Origin of the sequence: Mesorhizobium sp. M4A.F.Ca.ET.020.02.1.1 (assembly GCF_004022645.1) — a bacterium.
Classification (GTDB): Bacteria; Pseudomonadota; Alphaproteobacteria; order Rhizobiales; family Rhizobiaceae; genus Mesorhizobium.
Window position 1 is genome coordinate 1 of record NZ_RZOI01000599.1, and the last position, 3,835, is coordinate 3,835.

A 3,835-nucleotide genomic window follows, 5' to 3' on the forward strand; every position below is an offset into this window, starting at 1 on the left:
CTTACAAGGACCTAGGGCGCCACGCATAAATTGCCAATCTTTCCCGAAGCTTGACCGACACCTGAAATGGAAAGGAGGGATCTCGGGGTGCCGAGATCCCTCCAGCGCTTGTGCAGTCTCTGCGGACTGCCGTGTGTCAGACCGCGATCTTGCCGCCGCCCTGTTTGGTGATCGCGACCACCGACGGCCGGACCGGCATGTCGGGCTTGAAGTCGGGCCAGCGGGTCGACAGGTCCTCATAGTAGGAGGGGCGGCCGAAGGCTTCCCAGTCCTCGCCGCCGTCGCCCGGATGCTGGACGGCGACGAAGGCGGTCTGATCGTCCGGCGCGAACAGCGGGCCGCACATCTCGGCGCCGATCGGCACGCGGAAGAACAGTTTTGAGGTCGCCCGCGCGGCGCCCTCGGTGTCGACCGCCCACAGGCCGTCGGTACGGCCGGTGGCCTTCGGGCCCTGGCCGTCGGTGGCGACCCACAAGCGGCCGGCCGAATCGACGGCGCAATTGTCCGGCATGCCGAACCAGCCGTTGGCGGTGGTCGCGGTCGAGAAGGTGGCGCCGACGTCGGCCACCGAAGGATCGCCGCATTTCAGCATCACTTCCCACTTACCCTTGGCGGCAGTGAAGTCGCCGCCGTCCTCGACGATCTCGATGATATGCCCGAAGGCGTTCGCCGCGCGCGGATTGGCGGCGTCGACCTGTTCGGGCTTGCGCTTGGAATTGTTGGTCAGCATGACATAGACCTTGCCGTTGGCGCCGTTCGGCTGGATGTCCTCGGGACGGTCCATCTTGGTGGCGCCGAGCAGGTCGGCGGCGCGGCGCGTCTCGATCAGCACGTCGGCCTGGCCGGTAAAGCCATTCTCAGCGGTGAGCGGCCCCTGGCCGAACACGATCGGCATCCATTCGACGGTGCCATCCTCGGCGAATTTGGCGACATGCAGCGTGCCGTCGTCGAGCAGGTCCTTGTTGGCCGCGAGGTCGTTGGGATTGAATTTGCCCGTGGTGACAAATTTATAGACATAGTCGAAACGCTCGTCGTCGCCGAGATAGAAGACGACGCGGCCGTCCTTGGCGACGATCGATTCCGCGCCCTCATGCTTGAAGCGGCCCATGGCCGTGCGCTTGCGCGGCACCGAATTCGGATCATTGACGTCGACCTCGACGATCCAGCCGAAGCGGTTGGGCTCGTTCGGCTCCTTGGCAAGGTCGAAGCGGTCGTAATGCGTGCCCCATTCATAGGCGCCTTCCGGGATGCCGAGGCGCTTGTAGTTGGCCGCTTCCTTGTGGCCTTCCGGCAGCTCGCCGGTGAAATAGCCATGGATGTTCTCCTCGGCCATGACATAGGTGCCCCATGGGGTGACACCGCCGGCGCAATTGTTGAAGGTGCCGACGACCTTGGTGCCGGAGGGATCGGCGTTGGTCTTGAGGCGATCATGGCCGGCGGCCGGACCCGACAGCGCCATCTCGGTGTTGGAGGTGATCCGCCGGTTGAGCTTGCCGTCGCGCACCACCTGCCACTTGCCCCCGTCCTTGCGGATCTCGACGATGGTGCCGCCATGCGCCGCCATCTCGACATCGACCTGCTCCTTGCTGAGAGGCGCTGTCTCTGCGGCCTTCTTGCCGTCCTTGTCGACGATCTTGACGATGCCCGGGAACATCAGATGCGGGTTGGTGTATTCGTGGTTGACCACCAGCAGACCATGCTCGGCCGAGCCGTCGATCGGGATATAGCCGATATAGTCGTTGTTGTAGCCGAACTGTTTTGCCTGGGCCTCGGCCGACTGCTTTACCGGGTCGAATTCCGGCGAGTCGGCAAACAGCGGGTCGCCCCAGCGCAAGAGCACATCGGCGTTGTAACCCGGTGCGACATGGTGCTTGTCGTCGATGCCGGCCTCGAGCTCGTCGAACTTGAAAGCCGAGGCTTCTGCGGCGCGGGCATCGTCGGCGGCGACGAGCGCCAGCGGGCTGACCGTGGCGGCGATGGCCGAAACGGCCAGCGAGCCCTTCAGGAAGCCACGGCGCGAGAAACGCGCGGCGATGATCTCGCCCATGGTGCGGTTGTCGGTAGGATTGACGGCCGGACCGTCATTCTCCTCGAGCAGGCTGGTGCGGAAACCGGTGTCAGGGGAGCGGTGGTCGGTCATGAGCTTTCCTCTGGCTTCTTGGCTGGAGCATGTGAGCTTCCGACCCGTATAGCCGCAGGATCACATTTTCGTGACAGAAGTCGCGATTTCGGCAATCTATTTGCCGGCTCATGAGCGCGACCATGGATACGGCCGGCTTCGGCCGTCATTCGTCGCTCCCGCATGATCGTCAAAATATCGCGCCGGCCAGCACCAACCATGTTGCCAGGACGTATCTTGCGACATCCGGCTTCGATCATGTCTGAGCGGGACACCGGTCCGACGCGGTCTGCTTGACGGCCTCGCGCGCTTGGGAAACAAGGACTGCGGCACGCGCGGCGACGGCCGCTACAGGAGGGGATGAAAAGTGAGTTTCTGGGGACTGGTGCAGCTTGGTGTGTCGACCGTGATCTTCCTGCTCGCGGCGACCGCGGCCAAGCAATGGGGGCTGGCGCCAAGCCTCGGCAAGATCGTGCTGACGCTGGCGCTCTATTCGATCGGCAACCTGATCATGCTGAGGCTGATCCGTGAGTTCGGCATGTCGGTGTCGTTCAGCCTTTCGGCGGTGATCCAACTGGTGTCGGTGAACGTGGTTGCGCTTGCCTTTTTCGGCGAGAGGGTCAACGCGCTGCAGGCCACCGGCATCGTGCTGGCGATCGCCGCCGTGGCGCTGATCACCCTCGGGCCCTATATGCAGCGGCTGTAGTCGGACGGCCAAGCTGATGAGGTCCTTCGCAACCGCCCTGCTCAACAAGATCGAGTTCCCGGTTCTACTGGCCGGACTGGTGATCGCCGGCGGTCTGTGGGGCTTGGAGGAGCTGATGGAGGTGGCGCACGCGACCACGCCGCATGCTTTCGACACCGAGATCCTGCTCGCCTTTCGCCATCCGGGCCAGCCGGATAGTCCGATCGGCCCGGCCTGGCTGGAAGGGGCGGTGCGCGACATTACCAGCCTTGGCGGCACCAGCGTTTTGGTGCTGGTGACGACAGCGGTCATCATCTATCTACTGCTCATCCGCCGGCCGGCAACCGCGCTGCTGATGTTCGTGGCCGTGGCGGGCGGGCAAGTGCTGTCGAGCCTGCTCAAGTTCGAAGTCGACCGGCCACGACCGGATCTTGTTTCGCATCTCGTCAACGAGACCTCGCTGTCCTTTCCGAGTGGTCACGCCATGCTTTCGGCGGTGACCTACCTCACCCTAGGCAGCATGGCGGCCCGCTTCCTGCCGGGCCGCACGACGAAGATCTTTGTCCTCGGCCTTGCCATACTGACGACATTGCTGGTCGGCGCCAGCCGCGTCTATCTCGGCGTCCACTGGCCGTCCGACGTGCTCGCCGGCTGGTGTGCCGGTTTCGCCTGGGCCATGCTCTGCTGGCTGGTGGCGCGCTTCCTGCAGCGGCGCCATGCGGTGGCGGACAGTGAGTGACCCATGTTTCATCCATGCTAAATGATGCTTGAAACATCATGATCCTTATATTATCCATTGATACTGCAGACTCAGACAAGGGTTCTGGCCGATGATCACCGCCCAGCAGATGCGCGCCGCGAGGGCGCTGGCCGGCATCGATCAGAAGACGCTGGCCGAGCGCGCCGGGGTTTCGCTTCCGACCATCCAGCGCATGGAGGCGAGCGACGGTGTCGTCAGGGGCGTGGTCGACACGCTGATGAAGGTCATCCAGGCCCTCGACGGGTCCGGGGTGGAGCTGATCGGCGAGAAC

4 protein-coding genes are annotated in these 3,835 nt (G+C 64.0%); 3 read left to right on the forward strand and 1 reads right to left on the reverse strand.

Annotated features, from left to right (window positions below; genetic code table 11):
• Window positions 1-136 precede the first annotated feature (136 nt).
• Window positions 137-2,140, reverse strand: coding sequence for a PhoX family phosphatase (locus tag EN742_RS27475; RefSeq protein ID WP_128333498.1), 2,004 nt, complete (start codon window positions 2,138-2,140; stop codon window positions 137-139).
• A gap of 346 nt (window positions 2,141-2,486) precedes the next feature.
• On the opposite strand from EN742_RS27475, the gene EN742_RS27480 reads away from it, so the two are divergent.
• The 3 genes from EN742_RS27480 to EN742_RS27490 all read left to right on the forward strand — a co-directional run.
• On the forward strand, window positions 2,487-2,825 hold the full coding sequence (locus EN742_RS27480) for a hypothetical protein (RefSeq protein ID WP_126057256.1): 339 nt from the start codon (window positions 2,487-2,489) through the stop codon (window positions 2,823-2,825).
• A gap of 16 nt (window positions 2,826-2,841) precedes the next feature.
• Window positions 2,842-3,543, forward strand: coding sequence for a phosphatase PAP2 family protein (locus EN742_RS27485; protein ID WP_126057257.1), 702 nt, complete (start codon window positions 2,842-2,844; stop codon window positions 3,541-3,543).
• Window positions 3,544-3,634: 91 nt separating this feature from the next.
• A partial coding sequence (locus EN742_RS27490; protein ID WP_148670296.1) for a helix-turn-helix transcriptional regulator occupies window positions 3,635-3,835 on the forward strand: 201 nt, incomplete at its 3' end.